Genomic DNA, 19,765 nt, shown 5'->3' on the forward strand with positions numbered 1-19,765 from the left:
GTGTTTTCAAGCTAATGCGCATTCGGTGGTGATGTGTCGGGGCACGCTCCAAGGATCAGGGTCAGGGAAACCACGGCAGACGGCAGGCAGCGCGCCGCCGAAGGGCGGACTGCCTTTGTGCGCATGGCCAAGGGGAAAGCACGGGTGCGCGAGCGCGCACGCGAGGGGAAGGCGGGGTGGACGTCCAAGAATGGGCTCCCTGAAGAAATCAGAGCAAACGCACCACTGAAGGAACTGGGCTACGGACCATCCATTCGACCGGCTCGCGCGAGGACGAAGCGGTTTCGGTCAATCTATGCGCAGTTTTTTAGCGGCTCAAGTAGCCGGAATGACTACGACCATCCGCCATTGGTCGCAATCCGCTGCCCTATTTGCCCTTGCCGATCGACAGGGGCACGCCCCACACCGGATCCTGCATGCCCTGCTTGCCCAGGGGCGTGATCTGCATCGGCTTGAGCTTGGACAGCAATTCGCGCTGCGCGTCGGTCAGGTTCGTGCGCTGCGCGAAGTACTTCTGCGCAAAATCCATCGGCGCGGGCCACGTGTAGACCGTGAAGTCTTCCAGCGGGCACTCGATCATCTTCGGGTCCACCGCGCGGCAGGCGGACTGCTTGAACGTGTAGCTGGGCGTCTTCATGTGCATGCGCTGGCTCAGCACCAGATCCCCGCCCTTGAGCGTGAAGCTGGCCAGCGCCAGCTTGGGCAGCACACGCGACTGCACCTTGATGGCCGGGATGTCGCGCGACGTGGTGTCTTCGTAGTAACCGGCGCGCGATCCCGGCGTGGTTTCGGTGACCTGCTGCTCGCCCCAGGCGACGCAGGCGCCCGACCCGCGATGCACGGCCGTGCACACCTTCTGCGTGCTGGTGCGCGAGCCCGTGGTGCCTTCGTGCCAGTTCGTTTCCTTGTAGAACTCGCGGTACAGCTCGGGCGACAGGTACGCGGTGCCGTTGGCGCCCCGGCCCGACCCTTCCGCGCCGGGGCGCGCGCCGATCTGATTCAGCGTGGCATTGAGCTTGTAATCGTCTCCACCCGTCAGCAGGTACTTGCCCGGCGGCAGGATGTGGACTTCAAAGGCCTTGAACAGGTAGGTCGTGTCCTTGTCCCGCTGCAGCGAATTGTTCTGGAACTTGCGCCCGAAGGTGATGCGCGGGTCCGCCTCGAACATCCAGACGGTGTTGCCGGTCCAGGTCGTCATCAGCATGGCGTCCTTCAGCGAGGCGTGCGGCATCAGGTCCGCGACCAGCACCACGGCCATGTTCGCCTTCATCGCCTCGCCGATCAGGTCGACCAGCTTGCCGTATCGCGGATCGTCCGCCGTGCCCTCGCCGTTGGACGACGGAATGGTGACGCAGCCCGACAGGGTCAGGGCAAGCGTCAGGGCAGACAGGGCAAGGCGCGGGCGCGGCAGGGACATGGGATCGATCCTTGGGTCGGTAAGACGGCAATGTGCGCGCATCCTACCGGCTTGGGAACGGTTCGCAACATCCGGTTTGGCCGCTGAAACAGTTGGTGGCAGGCAACGTGACGCAGAACTGCGCCGACAAAGCGCATTCCGGGCAAATCAGCCGTAATGGGTTGTTTCGAATGTTTCGCTTGGGGCTCGACGACGCTCCGCCGCCCCGCCTTGTCCGCCAGTAACTTCGCCGCTATGCCCGGCTCAATGCCCGCGGCAGATCCGTGCCGTAGTCGTCATGGGCATAGACCATCGCCGGCAGGGGCGACACGGCGCGGCCTCCTTGTTCCCATAGCATTTCGACCCAATCGGCCGCCACGTCGGCTATCGCGTCCTGCACGCAGAACGCCGGCTCGGTGGAAAACATGGGCACCGGCGGCTCCAGTCCTGCTTCTCCGTGCACCACGTCAAAGAGATCGCGGAAGCCCTCGATGGCTTTATTGAGCACATACAGATCCGGCCCTTCCAGCCCGATCACCACCGAAAAGGTCCCTTCGCCGCCCTGGTCGGGAAAGATGCCGAACTGGATCTCGCGCGCCTTCTCGGGCAATCGCGCGAACATGCCGGCCAGCGTGTGCAGCGCGGCCGCCGTGTGCGCGTCCAGCGCGCGGCGCAGCGCGTCCTGATAATCGTGTTTCGTCATCGCGCCAGCATAGCGCATGGCGGCAAGGCATCACGCGTCGACGGGCATCCCGTCCAGCAGCTTGTCCAGCGTCACCGGATAGTTCCGCACGCGCACGCCGGTCGCGTTGTACACCGCATTGGCGATGGCCGCCGCCACGCCGCACAGGCCCAGCTCGCCGACGCCCTTGGCCTTCATCGGCGACGACACCGGATCGTCCTCGTCCAGGAAGATGACCTCCTGACGTGGAATGTCGGCATGAACGGGAACCTCGTAGCTTGCCAGGTCGTGGTTGACGAAATAACCCAGGCGATGGTCGACGGCCAGCTCCTCCATCAACGCCGCGCCCACGCCCATGGTCATGGCGCCGATGACCTGGCTGCGCGCGGTCTTGGGATTGAGGATGCGGCCCGCGGCGCAGACCGCCAGCATGCGGCGCACGCGGGTTTCGCCGGTGGCGGCGTCCACGGCCACTTCCACGAAGTGCGCGCCGAAGGTGGACTGCTGGAATTTCTTGTCCAGGTCACCGAACTCTATTGCGTCTTCCGCGACCAGCTCGCCGCCCGACGCCGCGCGCACCAATGGCGCCGAGCGTCCGCCGGCATCGGTGACCATCCCGTCGGCAAACACCGCGCCCGCCGCATCGAATCCCAACTGTTCAACGACGCGCGCGCGCAACTTCTCGCACGCCGCGTAGACGCCCGCGGTCGAACTGTTTGCGCCCCATTGGCCGCCCGAGCCCGCCGACACGGGAAACGACGAATCGCCCAGGCGCACGACCACGCGCGACAGCGGCACGCCCAGCATTTCGGCCGCCGTCTGCGCAATGATGGTGTAGCTGCCGGTGCCGATGTCGGTCATGTCGGTCTCGACGATCACGCGGCCCGTCGCGTCCAGCCGCACGCGCGCGGCCGACTTGGTCACCAGGTTGTTGCGAAAGGCGCTGGCCACGCCCAGCCCGATCAGCCACTGCCCTTCCCGCCGCGCACCGGGCTTGGGATCACGCTTGTCCCAGCCGAAGTGGCGGGCGCCGGTCCGCAGGCATTCGACAAAACGCCGGCGCGAGAACGGCCGCGACGGATCGGTGGGATCGACCTGGGTGTCGTTCACCACGCGGAACTGCACGGGATCCATGTCCAGCGCCTCTGCCATCTCGTCGATGGCGATCTCCAGCGCCATCATGCCCGGCGCCTCGCCGGGCGCGCGCATCGCGTTCCCTTCGGGCAGGTCCAGCGTCATCAGGTTCAGCGCGGTGTGCTGGTTGGCGCCGGCATACAGCAGCTTGGTCTGCTGCACGGCCTCTTCCGGCTGGCCGTCCGGCAGGTCGCCGGACCAGCTTTCGTGCGAAATCGCCGTCAGCTTGCCGTCCCGCCCCGCGCCCAGCCGGATGCGCTGGATCGTGGCAGGCCGGTGCGTGGTGTTGTTGATCACCAGCGGACGCGGCAACGCCACCTTGACTGGCCTGCCCGCCTCGCGCGCGGCCAGCGCGGCCAGCAAGGCGTCCGCGCGCACGAAAAGCTTGCCGCCGAAACCGCCGCCGATGTAGGGCGACATCAGGCGCACGTTTTCCTTGGGGATACCCAGCGTGCGCGCCACGTCCGACCGCCCCCACGCAATCATCTGGTTGGACGTCCACAGCGTAAGCTTGTCGCCCTTCCAGACGGCGAGCGAAGCGTGCGGCTCCATCATGGCGTGCGACTGGTCAGGCGTGGTGTAGGTGGAGTCGATCTTGACGGGCGCTTCTGCAAACGCGGCATCGAAGTCGCCCGTGTCCGTCTTGGGAATGTGCTTGCCCGAGGCGCCGTTGTTCCGCAACGCCGCCAGGTCGTACGCGCCCGGGGCCCGCGCATACTGCACGCGGATGAGCTTGGCGGCCGCGCGCGCCTCCTCGAACGTGTTGGCCACCACCACCGCAATGGCCTGGTGATAGTGCTGGATTTCCGGGCCGCCCAGCAGCGTGGCCGTGTTCATCTTGCCCTTGCCGAGCTTGCCGGCGTTCTGCGCGGTCACGATGGCCAGAACACCCGGCGCGCGGCGCGCAAGATCGGTGTCCATGGCGGTGATGGCGCCCTTGGCGATTGCCGCGCCCACCACATAGCCGACCGCCGCATTCGGCGCGATGTCGTGATGCTCGTAGGCATACGGGGCCTGGCCGCTCGTCTTGAGCGGCCCGTCGATGCGATCGACGGGCTGGCCCACGATCTTGAGCTGGTCGATGGGATTCTGTGTCGCGGGAGTCTCGAATTTCATGGCCTTACGTCCTCGCTTGCGTCAAGAAGGCGCCAAGCGCGCGCCGCGCCAGGGTCAGCTTGAAGGCGTTGTCTGGCGTGGGCGCGGCGCCCGCCAGCAGCGCATCGGTCACGCGCGCCGCGCCATCCGGCAGCTGCGCTTCCGCCGACGCATCGCGCCACGGCTGAGGCGCCACGCCGCCCAGCGCCACGCGCCCGGCGCCATCGTCCTGCACCACGGCGGCCACCGACACCAGCGCAAACGCATACGACGCGCGGTCGCGCACCTTACGGTAGAAGTGCTTGCCGCCCAGGGGCTTGGGCAGCACCACCGCGGTGATCAGTTCGCCCGCGTCCAGATGGGTCTCGATATGCGGCGTGTCGCCCGGAAGCCGGTAGAAGTCGGCAATGGGAATGACCCGCCGCGTTGCATCCGGGCGCACCGTCTCGACCTTCGCGTCCAGAACGCGCATCGCCACCGCCATGTCGCTGGGATGCGTGGCGATGCAGGCCTGGCTGCCTCCGATCACGGCCAGTTGCCGCGTCACGCCGCCGATTGCGGAACAGCCGCTGCCGGGCACGCGTTTGTTGCAGGGCTGATTGGTGTCGTAGAAATAGGGGCAGCGGGTGCGTTGCAGCAGATTGCCGGCGGTCGTGGCGCGATTGCGGATCTGTCCCGAGGCGCCCGCCAGCAGGGCGCGCGCCAGCACCTCGTAATCGCGGCGCACGGTCTCGTGGGCCGCCAGATCCGCATTGCGCACCAGCGCGCCAATGCGCAGACCGCCGTCGCCGGCCGGTTCGATCCGGTCCAGGTCCAGGCCGTTGACGTCGATCAGATGCGAAGGCGTTTCCACCTCGATCTTCATCAGGTCCAGCAGATTGGTGCCGCCGGCGATGAACCGGGCGCGCGGCTCGCGCGCGGCGCTGGCGGCCGCTTCGGCGTCGGTCCGGGGACGCTCGTACGTGAAGGCTCTCATGCCTTGCCCTCCGCAACGTCTTCGATGGCATCCAGGATGTTGGCGTAGGCGCCGCAGCGGCAGATGTTGCCGCTCATGCGTTCGCGGATTTCCTCGGATGACAGCAGCGGGCGTTCGTTTAGCGATCCGGTCACGTGGCTGGGCATGCCGCGCGCGGCCTCGTCCAGCATGCCCACCGCCGAGCAGATCTGCCCCGGCGTACAGTAGCCGCACTGGTAACCGTCATGCTTGACGAATGCAGCCTGCAGCGGATGCAGCGCGCCCGGCGAGCCCAGCCCCTCGATGGTGGTGATCTGCTGGCCATCGTGCATGACGGCCAGCGTCAGACAGGAATTGATGCGCTTGCCGTCCAGCAGCACCGTACAGGCGCCGCATTGCCCGTGATCGCAGCCCTTCTTGGTGCCGGTCATGTGCAGGTGCTCGCGCAGCGCGTCCAGCAGGCTAGTGCGCAGGTCCAGCGCCAATTCGTGGGTGTTGCCGTTCACGGTCAGCGTGACGGTGGCCTTCAGGCTTTGCGGCGGCGCGGTGTTCTGGGCAGCGGACATGGCAGGCGTTCCGAATGCGGTGGCAGACGCGGCGCCCGCCTTGAGCAGGTTGCGCCGCGAAATATTGATATCAGTGGGATTTTCCAAGGTTGGAACTCCTGTAAGCGTCCGGCGGGCCGAAGCCCGGACATCCAGGGCGGGTTCCCAGCAAGCGGTGTGCCTGGCCGCGAGCCGCGGGCGTGACAATGCGCACGGCCGCGTGCATGGCCTCCTGGAATTCCCGATAAGATCGGCTTCAACAATCGATGATAGCGACGGCAATCGCCCGGCCGCCACGCCAACCTGACAAGAAAATGTTCGATCTCGAAACCAATCCGGACAACGCGGCGTCACCGCGCTGCATGGGCATCCTGCTTGCTGCCGGGCGCGGCCGGCGTTATGCCGGCGCCGCCGGGGGGCAGGACAAGCTGCTTGCGCCCCTTGCGGACGGCGTGCCCGTGGTGGCCGCCGCCGCGGCGACGCTGCGGGCGGCCACCGCGCACGTCGTGGCGATCACCCGTGCGGATAACGACCGCGTCGCCGCGCTACTGGCCCAAGCCGGATACGAGATCGTGACGATTGATCCGCGCGCCGACGGCATGGGCGACAGCCTGGCAGCCGCCGCGCGCCACGTCATGCAGACCGCCGGCGCGGACATCCAAGCCTGCCTAGTCGCGCTGGGCGACATGCCGTGGATCCGCCCGGACACCTGCCTGCGGGTCGCGCAGGCGGCGCTTCTGCATCCGATCGTGGCGCCGGCCTGGCGCGGGCAGCGCGGCCATCCGGTCGCTTTTCAGCGGTCCATCTGGCCGGCGCTGGCAGCGCTGTCGGGCGATGTGGGCGCGCGTGCCGTGCTGGCGCGTTACGGCGTGACCGAACTCGCGGTCGAGGACGCGGGCGTATGCGCGGATGTGGATACGCCGGACGACCTGGCGGCCGTGCGGCGGGACAGCCAATAAAGCGGAAATCAGGCCGGCGTCGCGTTGCCGATTCGCTGGCCGATCACCGGCGCACCGGCCGGCTCGGCATGCCGCGGCAGGGCCACCCGGAAACTCGTCACGTCGTCGCGCGAGTCCACGCTGATGCACCCGCCATGCGAGGCCACGATCTGTTGCGCAATGAACAGGCCCAGGCCCAGGCCGTGATGACCGCCGGGGCGGCGCGCGCCGCTGCGGAAGGGGTTGAACAGATGCGGGAGCAGCTCGGGCGGAATGGTGCCGCCATTGGACACCGTCACGACCACCTCGCACGGGGCCTCGCCGTTGACCTCGACGCGAACCGGCGCGGTCTTGCTGCCATGATGCAAGGCGTTGCCGACCAGGTTGGCGATGACCTGGGAGATGCGCGCGCCGTCCCATGAACCGGCCGCGTCGCCGCGGCTAAGCGATTCCACGTGGCGCTCGGGAAAGCCCGTGCGCACTTCGTCCAGCGTGCGCTCGACCAGCGCATCCATGCGCAGGGCTTCCGGCGACAGCGCAAGGCCGCCCGCCTGGCGGATGCGCGTCACATCGAGCAGGTCTTCGATCAGGCACGACATGCGCTCGCTGCTTTGCAGCATGCGCCGCGCCAGGCTGGCCACGCGCTCGTCGTCGCCGCGGCGCTGCAGCACCGTGGCGCCCATGATGATGGCCTGCAGCGGCGTACGCAGGTCGTGGCTCAGCACCGCCATGAACATTTCGTTCACCCGCAGCGCCTCGGTGCGTTCTTCCAGCTGCTGCGCCAGCGCACGCTTGCGCTCGTGCAGTTCGAAGAACACGTTCGCCTTGCTGCGCAGCATGTACGGGTCCACCGGCTTGTACAGGAAGTCCACCGCGCCGCTCTCGTAGCCGCGGAACTGCCAGTTCTGCTCGCGCGAGCCGGCGGTGATGAAGATCAGCGGAATGTGGCGCGTGCGCTCGCTGCCCCGGATCAGTTCGGCCAGCTCGAAGCCGTTCATGTCGGGCATCTGCACGTCCAGCAACGCCAGCGCGACGTCGCTGTGGCGCAGCAGCAGCTCCAGCGCCTGCGGGCCGGATTGGGCCTTCAGCACCTCGACACGGTCGCTGGCAAGCAGCGCCTCGAGCGCAATCAGATTCTCCGGAATGTCGTCGACCAGCAGGCATTTGATGCGGTCGTCGTGGGAAGGGGCTGATGTCGGGATCATGGTGTCAATGCGGTAGGGTTTCAGGGCAGCCGCCTCGTGGGCAACTGCGCGAAAACAGCGGCAATCTCGTCGGGCGTCAGGGCCCGCGCCGCCGGAACCAGCGCCAGCGCGGCGTCCGGCATGGTGCGCACGGGGGCCGACTCGGGCGACTGCACCAGCGTGCGGCCGCCGGCCGCCTGGATGGCAGCCAGGCCTTCGGCGCCGTCCTCGTTGGCGCCCGACAGCAGCACGCCCAGCAGCCGATCGCCATAACAATCGGCCGCTGATTGAAAAAGCACGTCAATGGACGGGCGCGAAAAATTCACCGGCGGGTCGATCGACAGCGCCAGGCGCGGCCCCCGATCCACCAGCAGGTGGTAGCCGGGTGGCGCGAAATACACATTCCCGGGCTGTATCGGCTGCTGGTCCTGGGCTTCCAGCACGGTCAACGCGCAGCGGTAGCCAAAAATGTCCGGCAGCAGGCTGCGCCGGTCGCACGGCAGATGCAGCACCACCACCACACCGGCGCGCAGGCCGGCCGGAAGCGCCGGCAGCAAGACATTCAAGGCGTCGATCGCGCCCGAGGATCCGCCGATGACGATCGCATCCCAGGAGGCTGCGGCCTGCGCATCGGCACGAGGGTCCGGTGCGCGCGCGGTCACAGTTCGGCCTTCTTGCGGTAGATGCGGTCCGCCAGCACGAAGTCGTCAAAACCGTCGGCCTGCGCCGAGAACCGGACCGATTCCCGGGACCCCAGTCCCAGGAATCCGCGATGCACCAGCGCATCGTGGAACAGTCCCAGCGCCCGGTTCTGCAGGTCGCGCTCGAAGTAGATGAGCACGTTGCGGCACGACACCAGATGCACTTCGGCAAACACGCTGTCCGTGGACAAGCTGTGGTCGGAGAACACCATGTGTTCGCGCAGCGACTTGTCGAACACCACCCGGCCATAGCGCGCCGTGTAGTAGTCGGACAGCGAGCTGCGTCCGCCGGACTGGGCGTGGTTGGCCGTGAAGGCCGCCGCCCGGTCCAGGTCGAAGACGCCCTGCTCGGCCGCGCGAAGCGCGTGCGGATTGATATCGGTGGCATAGATCAGCGACCGGTCCAGCAGGCCTTCCTCGTGCAGCAGGATGGCCAGCGAATAGACCTCTTCGCCGGTGCTGCACCCGGCCACCCACACCTTGATCGAGGGATAGGTGCGAAGAATGGGCACGACCTCGCGGCGCAGCGCCAGGAAGTAGCTGGGGTCGCGGAACATGTCGCTGACCTGCACCGTCAGGTATTGCAGAAGGCCAGTGAAAACGGACGGATCGTGCAGCACGCGGTCCTGCAGTTGCGACAGCGTCTTGCAATCGAACTCGCCCAGCGCGGTGCGCAGGCGCCGTTTCAGCGAGGCCTGCGCATACTCGCGAAAGTCATAGTGATACCGGTGATAGATGGCATCGAGCAGCAGCCGCTGCTCGATGTCTTCGATGTGCGCCTTGTTCTGTGTCGGCATGGGCGTGATCGCTGTGTCCTGGTCGGGTCAGGCTTACTTGCGCATCCAGACGCGCACCAGCGACAAGAGGCGCTCGACATCCAGCGGCTTGGAGATGTAGTCGTTGGCTCCCGCGGCCAGGCATTTCTCCTGGTCGTCCTTCATGGCCTTGGCCGTCAGGGCGATGATGGGCAGCCGGCGCCACTCGGGCCGCGCGCGGATCTCGCGCATGGCCGTGTAGCCGTCCATCTCCGGCATCATGATGTCCATCAGCACCAGGTCGACCGCGCGGTGGCCGTTCACGCCGGCGCGGCCCAGCGCATCCAGCGCCTCGCGTCCGTTGCGCGCGATCTCCACGTGCAGGCCGGTCGGCTCCAGGATGCTGGACAGCGCGAACACGTTGCGCACGTCGTCTTCCACCACCAGCACGGTGCGGCCTTCCAGCGTGGTGTCGCGGCTGCGCGCCAGCTCCAGCATCTGGCGCTGCTGCGGCGGCAGTTCGGCTTCCACCTGGTGCAGGAACAGCGTCACCTCGTCCAGCAGGCGCTCGGGCGAGCGCGCGTCCTTGATGATGATCGACTTGGAGAAGCGGCGCAGCTGCTGTTCTTCGTCGCGCGACAGCGCGCGGCCGGTGTACACGATCACCGGCGGGAACGACACGCTGTCCTGCTCGGCCATTTCGCGCAGGAGTTCGTAACCGCTCATGTCGGGCAGGTTCAGGTCCATGACCACGCAGTCGTAGGTGGTGTCGCGCAGCAGCGTCAGCGCATCGCCGGCGGTGGCGGCCAGCACGATCTCGACGTCGTCGCGCGCCAGCAGTTCGCGCACGCTGTCGCGTTGGCGGTCATCGTCCTCGACGACCAGCACGCGCCGCACGTTCTGCGTGAACTTGGCTTCCAGCCGGTGCAGCGCGTGCACCAGTTCCTCGCGCTTGACCGGCTTGAGCGCGTAGCCCACCGCGCCGCGAACCAGCGCTTCCTGCGCGTAGTCCGCCACCGACACGATATGAACCGGAATGTGCCGGGTGGCCGGGTTGCGCTTGAGCTGATCCAGCACGCCCAGGCCGGAAAAGTCGGGCAGGTTCACGTCCAGCACGATCGCGTCGGGCCGCCGCTGGGACGCCAGCGCCAGGCCATCCGTCGCGGTATGCGCGGTCAGGCAGCCAAAGCCCATCTCGTGCGCCAGATCGGACAGGATGCCGGCAAAGCGCTCGTCGTCCTCGATGACGAGGATGGTGCGGGCATACGCTTGCGCGGGTTCCGGTTCGGCGGGCTCAGCCGCCGCTTGCGGGTCGGCTTGAGCGGTGGCGGGAACGGCGGGCGTGGCCGGGGCCGGTTGCGCCGGGATCGCGGGCATCGCGGGCGCATCGGTCCGATCCTTGGCCGCCGGCGCGGGCGAAACAACCAGCAGGTTCATCGGCAGCAGCAGCGTGAACACGCTGCCCTGCCCGGGGGTGCTGGTCAGCGACAGCGTGCCGCCCAGCAGCTTGGCCAGGTCGCGCGAAATCGACAGGCCCAGCCCGGTGCCGCCGTGCTTGCGGTGGGTGCTGCCGTCGGCCTGGCGGAATGCCTCGAAAATCAGTTCGTGCTGTTCGGCGGGCACGCCGATGCCGGTATCGTGCACCGCAAAGGACACCATCCTTCCCGGCGCCCGCGCCACGCGCAGCGCCACGAACCCCTTGTCGGTGAACTTGATGGCGTTGGACAGCAGGTTTTTCAGCACCTGCCCCAGGCGCTGCGGATCCGTGCGCAGGGTGTCGGGCACGTCGCGCGCGATATCCAGCTCCAGCGTCAGCCCCTTCTCTTGGGCCAGCGGCTGCAAAGGCTCCAAGAGGCGCTGGAGGGCCGGGGCAACGGCCACCTCTTCGACCTCCACCGTCGCCTGGCCGGCTTCGATCTTGGCCAGATCCAGGATGTCGTTGATGAGCGCCAGCAGGTCGCGTCCCGCCGCGTGAATGGTCTGGGCGTACTTCACCTGGTCGGCAGACAGGTTGCCCGTCTTGTTGTCGGACAGCAGCTTGGCCAGGATCAACGTCGAATTCAGCGGCGTGCGCAGCTCGTGGCTCATGTTGGCCAGGAACTCGCTCTTGTACTGGCTGGCCTGCGTCAGAAGGCGCGCCTTGTCCGTCAGCGCGCTTTGCACGCGCAGAAGCTGTTCGGTCTGGGATTCCAGATTGAGGTTGGTCTGCTCAAGCTCGGTCTGCTGCAATTCCATGCGCGCCTGCGATTCCTGCAGGATGCGGCTTTGCTGCTCCAGTTCCTCGTTGCTCACGCGCAGCTCTTCCTGCTGGGTCTGCAACTCTTCGGACTGGCGCTGCGTCTCGGCCAGCAGCGCTTCCAGACGCGAACGGTCCATGCCCGCCCGGATCGCCGACGCCAGCATTTCCGACGCGCCTTCAAGCAGGCTGCGCTCGCTCTCGCTGACCGAATGATTGAAGCCCAGCTCGATGACGGCATACACGCGCTCGTACTGCATGGCCGGCGCCACCACCAGTTCGGTCGGCGTCGAGCGCCCCGTGGCCGACGACACTTCCAGGTGGCCGGCAGGGACGTTGCGCACGTGCAGCAGCTTGCGCGACGTGGCCGACTGGCCGGCCAGGCCCTGCGCCAGCGGGATCTTTTGCGGCAGCCGCTCGGGCGGCAGCGCGTAGCCGCCAAAAAGCTCCAGATCGTCACCATTGACGACATACCCCGCGCCCACGCTGGCATGCAGGTACTCGGCCAGGTAATCCAGCGCCCGCCTGCCGATTTCATCCAGGCGCAGGTCGCCCCGCAGCCGCATGCTGAGACCGGACAAGCCCGTCGTCACCCACGCCTGCCGCGCCTTGATGCGGTATTCGCGGATGGTCATGCCGGCCGAGGCCACGATCAGGGCCAGCAGCAGCAGCGCGCCGCCCCACGAGTAGTAGGTCGAGATCGTCGAGGCCTGGTTCCACGCATTGCGCTCGCGCTGGATCTGATCCATCTGCAGGGCGTAGAGCTCGCCGACCAGATCGCGCAGGCGGTCCATGGCGTCCTTGCCAGAATCGGTTCGCACCACCGCCATCGCGCCCTCGGCGTCGCCCGCCTTGCGCATTTCGATGGTGTTGTTCAGTTCGCTGAGCTTTTGCTGCGTGATGCCGGCGATGTCATTGGCGATCCGGCGCTGCGCGGTATTGTCATTAGCGGCTTCCTTCACGACCGCCAACCGCTGCTCGATCAGCGGCACGGAGCGCACGTAGGGTTCCAGATAAGACGGGTCGCCCGTCAGCAGATAGCCTCGCTGCCCGATCTCGGCGTCTTTCAAGGCGGAATTGAACAGGCTGAGCTGGCGCAGCGACTCGGTGGCGCGGTCCATGGCCTGGACGGCGCGCGCCCGGGTGTCCGCGGACCGGACGTTGACGAAGGCGATGACCAGCGTGGCCACCGCCGCCAAGACGAATCCGGCCATCAGAGTGCGAGGAAAGGCAAGGCGGCTGGCGGGCTGCGGCGATTTCAGCATGAGGTCGATTTACCAAATCAGGAAAGGCGCGCGAATCGCGCAATGCGAGGATCCGAAGGATTATGCGGACTGAACAAGACCATAGAAATCTTTCGAACTGTGCAACTATACAGGTACCTGAAGCGAGATGGTTGCGTATGGATACAACTACGACACCCTATCAGCCCGGGCATGCCCTAGGATTTCGCCTGCACGCACTGCCCCCCTACTCGCGGCTGCCGCCTAGTCCGGCATGCCCCGGCCCTGCCCGCGTGACCGCGCGGCCAGCCGATGGCGCAGACAACCGAATTCCCAGCCGTCCGCGGCACTGACAATCATGAAGAAAATCCTTTTGGTGGACGACCAACCCACGTTGGTCGCCCTGATGAGCGAGTTCCTGAGCAGCGAAGGCTATGACGTAACGACGCATACCGACGGACTCACCGCGCTGCAGCAGATGATTGCGCTGCGCCCCGACCTCGTCATCACCGATCTTTCCATGCCCGGCATGGATGGCGGCGCCCTCCTGACCGCCATGCGGGAAAACGCCTACCTGCACGACACGCCCGTGCTGGTCCTGAGCGGCCGCCCCGAACATGAAATGCTGGAAGCCTGCGGCGAACGCGCGGTCCTGATGCGCAAGCCGGCCAACCCGGATGAAGTGCTGAAGGCGGTGCGCCGCCTGACGCAAGCGGCGCAGCCGCCGTCGCCGGCGCGCGGGGGCTCGGGCCGGCTGACGGCCTCTTTCAGCCGCTTGGGCGCCGCCAGCCTGGAGCGGCTCGTTCAGGCGGCATGACGCCGCGTGACCGGCGTCCTCACCCCACGTGCCCGCCCGCCACGTACATCACCTGACCCGTGATGTAGGACGCCTCGGGCGCCGCCAGAAAGCAGATCGCAGCGGCAACCTCTTCCATGCTGCCCATGCGGTGCATGGGCGTGCCGGCCAGACAATCCGTATACATTTCCCGCTGCCAGATGCGGTCCTGCTCCGAAGGGGCTTCGGTGTTGCGCGGGATGGCGCGCACGCCGCCCTTGGACGCGGAATACGGCACGCGGTAAATGCCACGGGTGGCGTTTGAGCCCACGTTCACAATGGCGCCCCGCCCCTGATTGCGCATCACCGGGGTCACCTCGCGGCACGGCTCCGCGCGGAGCGCGTTATCGGTATGAGGTGGGGGGTGGTGGCGGCATCTCGTCACGGCGATGCCTGCCGGGATCAGGCCTGGGCGGACGCGCGCAGGCGATTGACGATCTGGTTGTCCTTGCCTTGCACAAGGCCCGTGAGCACGACGTCGAAGACGATTTCCTTGTACGCGTCTGCCTTCAGGCCCAGTTCGGCGCCGCCGGTCTTGTCGGTCACCGGCGGGATCAACGCTTCGCGGGTGGCGTAAGCGAAATCGTCCCAGATGAGGGGGTCGCCCTCGATATTGAATTGCGTCGTCAGCTTACGATGCTGATCCGCGCTGACAAAAAGGTGCACGTGCGCCGGGCGGTTGCCGTGGCGGCCCAGCGCGTCCAGCAGCTGCTGGGTGGCGCCCTGGGGCGGACAGCCATAGCCGACCGGCATCAGGGTGCGGAACTCATACTTGCCGTCCGGGCCGGTACGCACCGCGCCGCGCAGGTTGAAGTCGGTCTGCGCGCCCGTCGGGTCGAAGTGCGAGTAAAAGCCGTTGGAATTGGCATGCCAGCACTCGACGACCGCATTGGCCAGCGGCTCGCCGCGGGTATCGCGCACGATGCCGCGGATCACCAGCGGACCGGCGTTGGCATCCGGATCGGCATCGATGCGCGACACGCCATCGCGCACCGGCGCGCCGGCCACGTAGAGCGGGCCTTCGATGGTGCGCGGCGTGCCGCCATCCAGGCCGGCCAGCTTGTCCTCGTGGTCCATGCGCACGTCCAGATACTTCTCCAGTCCCAGTCCGGCGGCCAGCAGCGCGGCCTCCCCGTCGCGGCCCAACTGATTCAGGTAATTGACGCCCGCCCACACTTCATCGGGCGTGATGTCCAGATCGTCGATGGCCTTGAAAAGGTCGCTCAACAGGCGGTTCAGAATCTGCTTGAAGCGGGGGTTGCCTTCGCTGCCGTCCAGATTGGTCGCGGCCTTCAGCAGGTCCTGCACTTCCTTCGTGTTGAATACGTCGAGGCTCATGTCTGTCTCCAGTGGGTTATCTGTTTGTTTGGTGTGTTCAGTGTTTCTTGTTCGTGACCTTGACCAGTCCATCGCGCGTGAAGCGCTTGACGCGGTCGTCGTCCAGCGTGATGCCCAGACCCGGGCCGGCGGGCACGGTCAGCTCGAAGTCGCTGTAGTCCAGCGGCTGCGTCAGGATTTCCTCGGTGATCAGCAAGGGGCCGAAGAGCTCCGTGCCCCATTGCAGCTGGGCAAAGCTTGCAAACAGGTGAGCCGATGCCACCGTGCTGACCGCGCCTTCCAGCATCGTGCCGCCATAGAGTTCGATGCCCGCCGCGTCGGCAATCGCCGCCACGCGCTGCGCCGCAAAAAGGCCGCCGTTCTGCTCGATCTTGATGGCGAAGACATCGGCGCCGTGCTGGCGCGCGATCTCGAACGCGGTATCCGGGCCTTGCAAAACCTCGTCGGCCATCAGCGCCACCGGAAACCGGCGCATTAGCCGCGCCAGCGCCGCGGCACTGGCCACCGGCTGCTCCACCAGTTCGCAGCCCGCCTGCGCCAAGGCCGGAATCGCCCAGGCCGCCTGCGTTTCGCTCCACGCCATGTTCACGTCGACCCGCACCGAACCGCGGTCGCCCAGCGCGCGCTTGATCGCGGCCACGTGCTCGATATCCGTCTTCGGATCCCGCGCGCCGATCTTCAGCTTGAAGATGCGGTGGCGGCGCTCTTGCAGCATCTGCTCGGCCTCCGCAATGTCGCGCGTGGTGTCGCCGGACGCCAGCGTCCAGGCCACGGGCAGCCGGTCCCGGCGGCGGCCGCCCAGCAGTTCGCTGACCGGCACGCCCAGGCGCTTGCCCTGCGCATCCAGCAGCGCGATCTCCAGCGCGCTCTTGGCAAAGTGATTGACCTTGACGAGCTTGCCCAGATGCGCCATCAGCGCCTGGATGCGCGTGGCGTCCTGGCCGATCATGGCGGGCGCGAAGTATGCGTCGATCGACAGCTTCATGGCCTCGGGGCTTTCCGGGCCGTACGCCATGCCGGCGATGGTGGTGCCTTCGCCAATGCCCACCACGCCGTCGCTGCAGAACACCTTCACCAGCATCAGCGTCTGGCCATACATCGTGGCCACCGACAGTTTGTGCGGGCGGATGGTGGGAAGGTCGACGAGAGAGGTTTCGATGCGTTCGATGAAGGCTGCGGGCATGGACGGCGGTGTAGAAGAGGTGGTCACACGGCGTTTATAAGAGCCGGCGACTCTGCGCGTCCAATACTTTGAGAATCCGAATTGATACCTTCAAGGCATAAATAAAAAGCCCCGCCTCAGGAGAACGGGGCCGGATACCGATACTTTTCGGGTTATATCGGGATCGAAGCAGTCTTCTCCCCCCGCCCCCGTCAAGATCAATTCGCCGTGATCTTGCCCACTTCGATCACCTTCTTCCACCGGGCAAACTCGTCCGCCTGGAACTTGGTGAATTCCGCCGGCGTGTTGCCGACGATCTCAAAGCCCAGTTCCAGCAAACGCGGTTTGACCGACGGGTCGTTCAGCGCCTCGACGATGCCGCCGCGCAGCTTGTCGCGAACGTCGGCGGGCATGTTCCTGGGACCGGCAAACGCCTGCCACGACGTCACGGTCACGCCCTTCAGGCCCAACTCTTCCATGGTGGGCACATCCGGCAGCAGGGGCGAACGCTTCGCGCTCGTGACCGCCAGGGCGCGCAGCTTGCCCGACTGGATGTGCGTGAGGCTGGTGTTGATGTTGCTGAAGCTGGCGTCGACCCCTGCACGGCCACCGTGATGTATTCAAAATCCTTGAGCGCGTCGTAGCCGGGATCCTTGACCAGATGCGGGCCGATCACGAAGGGCCCAAGCGACGACACCAGGATCGTGTAGCCGTCGGGCGCGGCGCGCTTGGCCTGCCCGGCGCCCAGCGTGCCGCCCGCGCCGGGCTTGTTCTCGATCACGAAGGTGGCGCCAAACTTTTCCTGCAGCTTGGGCGCCACCGTGCGAGCGATGAGGTCCGTCGAACCGCCTGGCGGGAACGGCACGATCATCGTGACGGGCTTGGCCGGCCAGTTCTGCGCCTGGGCCGACGCCGTGACGGCCAGGCCAAGTGCGAGCGTGGTGAACCATTTTTTCATGCGAGTCTCCTCTGGGATGGCGTCTGTCGCGCCGGTGGTGTTGCATGCGTCCCGCCGCAAGGCCCGCGGCGGGAACAGGAAATGGATCAGATCCGCTTGCCGACCTCGACACTTTCACGCGTCCAGGCGCGCGCCTGATCGCTGAGCGAGATGCCCAGGCCCGGCCGGTTGGGCACCAGCATGCGGCCGTCCCGGATCTCCAGCCGCTCGTTGAAAAGCGGCTCCAGCCAGTCGAAGTGCTCGACCCACGGCTCGGTCGGATAGATGGCGGCCAGGTGCACGTGCAGCTCCATCGCGAAGTGCGGCGCCAGCATCGCGCCGGCCTGCTCGGCCTGCGAAAGAATCTTCAGGAACGGCGTGATGCCGCCCACGCGCGGGGCGTCGGGCTGCACGTAGTCGGCGGCGCGGTGGCGGATCAGCTCGCTGTGCTCGGCCGCGCTGGTCAGCATTTCGCCGGTGGCGATCGGCGTGTCGAACTGGGCGGCCAGCGCGGCGTGGCCTTCGTGGTCGTAGGCGTCCAGCGGCTCTTCGATCCACACCAGGTTGAATTGTTCAAAGATGCGGCACATGCGCTGGGCCGTCGGCCGGTCCCATTGCTGGTTGGCATCGACCATCAGCGGCACGTCGTCGCCCAGGTGCTTGCGCACGGCTTCGACGCGGCGGATATCGAGCTGGCGGTCGGGCTGACCGACCTTCAACTTGATGCCGCCAATGCCGCGCTCGCGCGACGCGCTGGCGTTCACAAGCAGTTGTTCAAGCGGCGTGTGCAGAAATCCGCCCGACGTGTTGTAGCAAGCGACCGAGTCGCGATAGGCGCCCAGCAGCTTGGCAAGCGGCAGCTTGGCACGGCGGGCCTTCAGGTCGTAAAGCGCCACGTCGAACGCGGCGATGGCCTGCGTGGACAGGCCGCTGCGGCCCACGGACGCGCCCGCCCAGCACAGCTTGGTCCAGAGCCGGCCGATATCGCTGGGGTCTTCGCCGATCAGGACGGGCGCGATCTCCTTGGCGTGGGCAAACTGGCCCGGGCCGCCGGCGCGCTTGGAGTAGCTGAGCCCGATACCTTCGTCGCCGTTTTCGGTCTGCACTTCGACGAACAGCATCGCGACCTCGGTCATCGGCTTTTGGCGGCCGGTCAGCACTTTCGCGTCGCTGATCGGGGTGGCCAGCGGCAGATAGCAGGACGAGATACGCATCCAGGCGATGCGGTCGGCGGGGATCGGGGCGGTCATAGGAGTCTCCAGGTGTCTTGAATGGGCATTGGGGCCAGCAGGCGCGGGATGTCCCAGCTAATGGACAACGTTGTCATTCGTGGCCAAATAAAAAGCGCCGGAATGCGGAGCCTTGCTGGCGGCGGCGATGAGAACGTGGCAGCTGGCGGTCATGATAACGTTGTCCAAAATTCACGGCAAGCCGCGCCGCGATCCGTACATACCCGTACTATCCTTCCATCCCATGAAGCCCAAGTCCATCACCCTGCATGACGTCGCCCGCGCCGCTGGCGTGTCGCTCATCACCGCATCGCGCGCGCTCGGCAACCCGGGGCGCGTCTCCGACGCCACCATCGCGAAAGTCCAGCAGGCCGTGACGGAAACGGGCTACATCCCGAACTTGCTGGCCGGCGGCCTGAAGTCGCGGCGCAGCCACACCGTCGCGGCGCTGGTCCCCATCATCTCGGTGCCGCAGTTCCTGCCCACCATCGAAGCCTTGACCGCCGAGCTCGACCGCGACGGCTACCAGCTCATCCTGGGGCAGATGGGCTATGACCGCGGCCGCGAAGAAGCCCTGCTCAATGCCATGGCGGGACGCCGGGTCGACGGCGTCGTCGTCGCCGGCCTGCTGAGCGACATACCGGCCGCGCACCGCCTGCGCGAAATCGGCATCCCCGTCGTCGAGACCTGGGACCTGACCGCGCACCCGCTCGACATGCTGGTGGGTTTTTCGCACCGGAGGGTGGGTAACGCCGTGGCCGAATTCTTCCTGTCCAAGGGATGGCGCAACGTGGGGCTGGCAACCGGCGACGACCAGCGTGCCGCCGTGCGACGCGCGGGCTTTCTGGAAACCCTGGGCCACGACGTGCCCACGGCCGTGGTACCGGCGCCCAGCAATGTGGCTTCCGGCCGGCGCGCCGCCGCCGAACTGTTCGACAAGGCGCCCGGCCTGCAGGCCATTTTCTGTAGCGCCGACGCGCTTGCCGAGGGCGTGCTGACCGAAGCGCGCGTGCGCGGCCTGCGCGTGCCGCAGGACCTGGCGGTCTGCGGGTTCGGCGGCGCCGACTTCGCCGCGCACCTGGCGCCGTCGCTGACCACCGTGCAGGTCGACGGCGCGAACATCGGCGCTCAGGCCGCGCGCATCCTGATGGCGCGCTGCCGCGGCGAGAGCACGCAGGAGCGCATCATCGACGTGGGTTTCCAGATCGTCGAGCGCGAGTCGACGGGCGGCTGTGCCACAACGCAGCCAGGTGTCTGACACCCGTTGAGACGCAGCCACTAGCTGACGATCATCTCCGGAGGGTGTCAGACACCTGGCTGGGCCACCTGGCTGGGCTCCTGGCCGCGACCGGCAGTTGTCATGCCGCGCCGCCGGTAGGAAAATCCGCCGAGCCGCGCGCGTCCGACAGCGCGCCCCCGA

16 protein-coding genes and 1 pseudogene are annotated in these 19,765 nt (G+C 66.9%); 3 read left to right on the forward strand and 14 right to left on the reverse strand.

The features are described from left to right. Positions 1-367: 367 nt before the first annotated feature. The 5 genes from KVT32_RS19345 to paoA form a co-directional block, all read right to left on the reverse strand. Complete coding sequence (locus KVT32_RS19345) at positions 368-1,417, reverse strand: hypothetical protein (protein WP_217618726.1); 1,050 nt, start codon at positions 1,415-1,417, stop codon at positions 368-370. Positions 1,418-1,649: 232 nt separating this feature from the next. Further along, positions 1,650-2,099 carry a DUF6389 family protein gene (locus KVT32_RS19350; RefSeq protein ID WP_152382462.1) on the reverse strand — a complete coding sequence of 150 codons (450 nt, stop codon included), beginning with the start codon at positions 2,097-2,099 and terminating at the stop codon, positions 1,650-1,652. A gap of 30 nt (positions 2,100-2,129) precedes the next feature. Continuing rightward, positions 2,130-4,328 (reverse strand): aldehyde oxidoreductase molybdenum-binding subunit PaoC, encoded by a 2,199-nt coding sequence (gene paoC, locus KVT32_RS19355; RefSeq protein WP_217618727.1) that lies wholly within the window; start codon positions 4,326-4,328, stop codon positions 2,130-2,132. A 4-nt stretch (positions 4,329-4,332) separates the two neighbouring features. Continuing rightward, entirely contained in the window at positions 4,333-5,283 is a 951-nt protein-coding gene (locus tag KVT32_RS19360) for a xanthine dehydrogenase family protein subunit M (RefSeq protein WP_217618728.1), read from the reverse strand. After that, the gene (gene paoA / locus KVT32_RS19365) at positions 5,280-5,915 is read right to left on the reverse strand and encodes an aldehyde dehydrogenase iron-sulfur subunit PaoA (RefSeq protein WP_217618729.1); all 636 of its coding nucleotides are present in this window, start codon (positions 5,913-5,915) and stop codon (positions 5,280-5,282) included. The genes KVT32_RS19360 and paoA overlap by 4 nt, the downstream gene beginning before the upstream one ends. A 206-nt stretch (positions 5,916-6,121) precedes the next feature. On the opposite strand from paoA, the gene KVT32_RS19370 reads away from it, so the two are divergent. Next, on the forward strand, positions 6,122-6,766 hold the full coding sequence (locus tag KVT32_RS19370) for an NTP transferase domain-containing protein (RefSeq protein WP_254636936.1): 645 nt from the start codon (positions 6,122-6,124) through the stop codon (positions 6,764-6,766). An 8-nt stretch (positions 6,767-6,774) separates the two neighbouring features. Here KVT32_RS19370 and KVT32_RS19375 read toward each other — a convergent pair whose 3' ends face one another. The 4 genes from KVT32_RS19375 to KVT32_RS19390 are packed head-to-tail and all read right to left on the reverse strand — an operon-like array spanning position 6,775 to position 12,886. Continuing rightward, the gene (locus KVT32_RS19375) at positions 6,775-7,950 is read right to left on the reverse strand and encodes a response regulator (RefSeq protein WP_175155219.1); all 1,176 of its coding nucleotides are present in this window, start codon (positions 7,948-7,950) and stop codon (positions 6,775-6,777) included. 20 nt (positions 7,951-7,970) lie between these two features. After that, positions 7,971-8,591: a chemotaxis protein CheB gene (locus tag KVT32_RS19380; protein WP_056326061.1), complete on the reverse strand. Its 621-nt coding sequence runs from the start codon at positions 8,589-8,591 to the stop codon at positions 7,971-7,973. Beyond that, entirely contained in the window at positions 8,588-9,427 is an 840-nt protein-coding gene (locus KVT32_RS19385) for a protein-glutamate O-methyltransferase CheR (protein ID WP_217618730.1), read from the reverse strand. The genes KVT32_RS19380 and KVT32_RS19385 overlap by 4 nt, the downstream gene beginning before the upstream one ends. A gap of 33 nt (positions 9,428-9,460) precedes the next feature. Continuing rightward, complete coding sequence (locus KVT32_RS19390; protein ID WP_217618731.1) at positions 9,461-12,886, reverse strand: response regulator; 3,426 nt, start codon at positions 12,884-12,886, stop codon at positions 9,461-9,463. Between the two features lie 316 nt (positions 12,887-13,202). Between KVT32_RS19390 and KVT32_RS19395 the strand changes: the two genes are divergently transcribed. After that, on the forward strand, positions 13,203-13,661 hold the full coding sequence (locus KVT32_RS19395) for a response regulator (RefSeq protein WP_226846992.1): 459 nt from the start codon (positions 13,203-13,205) through the stop codon (positions 13,659-13,661). A 19-nt stretch (positions 13,662-13,680) separates the two neighbouring features. Here the strand turns inward: KVT32_RS19395 and KVT32_RS19400 are convergent, their stop codons facing one another. The 5 genes and pseudogenes from KVT32_RS19400 to KVT32_RS19420 all read right to left on the reverse strand — a co-directional run bounded on the left by KVT32_RS19400 (position 13,681) and on the right by KVT32_RS19420 (position 18,366). After that, a complete protein-coding gene (locus KVT32_RS19400) occupies positions 13,681-14,064 on the reverse strand; it encodes an SDR family oxidoreductase (protein WP_338077624.1) in 384 nt (127 codons plus the stop codon). A 17-nt stretch (positions 14,065-14,081) separates the two neighbouring features. Beyond that, a complete protein-coding gene (gene catA / locus KVT32_RS19405) occupies positions 14,082-15,017 on the reverse strand; it encodes a catechol 1,2-dioxygenase (RefSeq protein WP_128829128.1) in 936 nt (311 codons plus the stop codon). 37 nt (positions 15,018-15,054) lie between these two features. Further along, positions 15,055-16,200: a muconate/chloromuconate family cycloisomerase gene (locus KVT32_RS19410; protein WP_217618739.1), complete on the reverse strand. Its 1,146-nt coding sequence runs from the start codon at positions 16,198-16,200 to the stop codon at positions 15,055-15,057. A 197-nt stretch (positions 16,201-16,397) separates the two neighbouring features. Further along, a pseudogene (locus KVT32_RS19415) lies at positions 16,398-17,137 on the reverse strand (Bug family tripartite tricarboxylate transporter substrate binding protein). Between the two features lie 86 nt (positions 17,138-17,223). Continuing rightward, entirely contained in the window at positions 17,224-18,366 is a 1,143-nt protein-coding gene (locus KVT32_RS19420; protein WP_175155222.1) for a mandelate racemase/muconate lactonizing enzyme family protein, read from the reverse strand. Between the two features lie 223 nt (positions 18,367-18,589). On the opposite strand from KVT32_RS19420, the gene KVT32_RS19425 reads away from it, so the two are divergent. Next, on the forward strand, positions 18,590-19,603 hold the full coding sequence (locus KVT32_RS19425) for a LacI family DNA-binding transcriptional regulator (protein ID WP_152382474.1): 1,014 nt from the start codon (positions 18,590-18,592) through the stop codon (positions 19,601-19,603). Positions 19,604-19,765 lie beyond the last annotated feature (162 nt).

The sequence above is a fragment of the Achromobacter sp. GbtcB20 genome (assembly GCF_019091095.1).
Taxonomy (GTDB): Bacteria; Pseudomonadota; Gammaproteobacteria; order Burkholderiales; family Burkholderiaceae_B; genus Achromobacter; species Achromobacter mucicolens.

Coding starts and splice junctions, on each gene's coding strand:
- KVT32_RS19345 (WP_217618726.1), bottom strand. CDS start 1,417: ATGTCCCTGCCGCGCCCGCGCCTTGCCCTGTCTGCCCTGACGCTTGCC.
- KVT32_RS19350 (WP_152382462.1), bottom strand. CDS start 2,099: ATGACGAAACACGATTATCAGGACGCGCTGCGCCGCGCGCTGGACGCG.
- paoC (WP_217618727.1), bottom strand. CDS start 4,328: ATGAAATTCGAGACTCCCGCGACACAGAATCCCATCGACCAGCTCAAG.
- KVT32_RS19360 (WP_217618728.1), bottom strand. CDS start 5,283: ATGAGAGCCTTCACGTACGAGCGTCCCCGGACCGACGCCGAAGCGGCC.
- KVT32_RS19370 (WP_254636936.1), top strand. CDS start 6,122: ATGTTCGATCTCGAAACCAATCCGGACAACGCGGCGTCACCGCGCTGC.
- KVT32_RS19375 (WP_175155219.1), bottom strand. CDS start 7,950: ATGATCCCGACATCAGCCCCTTCCCACGACGACCGCATCAAATGCCTG.
- KVT32_RS19385 (WP_217618730.1), bottom strand. CDS start 9,427: ATGCCGACACAGAACAAGGCGCACATCGAAGACATCGAGCAGCGGCTG.
- KVT32_RS19390 (WP_217618731.1), bottom strand. CDS start 12,886: ATGCTGAAATCGCCGCAGCCCGCCAGCCGCCTTGCCTTTCCTCGCACT.
- KVT32_RS19395 (WP_226846992.1), top strand. CDS start 13,203: ATGAAGAAAATCCTTTTGGTGGACGACCAACCCACGTTGGTCGCCCTG.
- catA (WP_128829128.1), bottom strand. CDS start 15,017: ATGAGCCTCGACGTATTCAACACGAAGGAAGTGCAGGACCTGCTGAAG.
- KVT32_RS19410 (WP_217618739.1), bottom strand. CDS start 16,200: ATGCCCGCAGCCTTCATCGAACGCATCGAAACCTCTCTCGTCGACCTT.
- KVT32_RS19420 (WP_175155222.1), bottom strand. CDS start 18,366: ATGACCGCCCCGATCCCCGCCGACCGCATCGCCTGGATGCGTATCTCG.
- KVT32_RS19425 (WP_152382474.1), top strand. CDS start 18,590: ATGAAGCCCAAGTCCATCACCCTGCATGACGTCGCCCGCGCCGCTGGC.